The sequence below is a fragment of the Bacillus sp. FJAT-27225 genome (genome assembly GCF_001685025.1).
GTDB lineage: Bacteria > Bacillota > Bacilli > Bacillales > Cytobacillaceae > Bacillus_D.
The window spans coordinates 1-912 of record NZ_MAYU01000013.1 but is presented as its reverse complement, the minus strand read 5'-3'; the positions used below and the strand labels follow the sequence as shown (position 1 = coordinate 912).

1 rRNA gene is annotated in these 912 nt (G+C 52.0%); it reads right to left on the bottom strand.

The features are described 5' to 3' along the window. Positions 1 to 890, bottom strand: a 23S ribosomal RNA gene (locus tag A8F94_RS12095); the annotation flags it as partial. Positions 891 to 912: the final 22 nt, after the last annotated feature.

Sequence of the window (912 nt, the reverse complement as noted above, 5' to 3'; positions counted from 1 at the left end):
ACGTGAGGCTAGCCCTAAAGCTATTTCGGAGAGAACCAGCTATCTCCAGGTTCGATTGGAATTTCTCCGCTACCCACACCTCATCCCCGCACTTTTCAACGTACGTGGGTTCGGGCCTCCAGTAGGTGTTACCCTACCTTCACCCTGGACATGGGTAGATCACCTGGTTTCGGGTCTACGGCCACATACTCATTCGCCCTATTCAGACTCGCTTTCGCTGCGGCTCCGCTTTTTCAGCTTAACCTTGCATGGGACCGTAACTCGCCGGTTCATTCTACAAAAGGCACGCCATCACCCATGAACGGGCTCTGACTACTTGTAGGCACACGGTTTCAGGATCTCTTTCACTCCCCTTCCGGGGTGCTTTTCACCTTTCCCTCACGGTACTGGTTCACTATCGGTCACTAGGGAGTATTTAGCCTTGGGAGATGGTCCTCCCGGATTCCGACCGGATTTCACGTGTCCGGCCGTACTCAGGATCCACTCAGGAGGGAACGAAGTTTCAGCTACAGGGCTTTTACCTTCTACGGCAGGCCTTTCCAGACCTCTTCGCCTACTTNTTCCTTTGTAACTCCATATTGAGTGTCCTACAACCCCGAAAGGCAAGCCTTTCGGTTTGGGCTATGTCCCGTTTCGCTCGCCGCTACTTGGGGAATCGCGTTTGCTTTCTCTTCCTCCGGGTACTTAGATGTTTCAGTTCCCCGGGTATGCCTTCAATACCCTATGAATTCAGGTAAAGATACTATCCCATTACGGATAGTGGGTTTCCCCATTCGGAAATCTCCGGATCAAAGCTCACTTACAGCTCCCCGGAGCATATCGGTGTTAGTCCCGTCCTTCATCGGCTCCTAGTGCCAAGGCATCCACCGTGCGCCCTTTCTAACTTAACCTAAAAGGTTTGTTCACTCTATA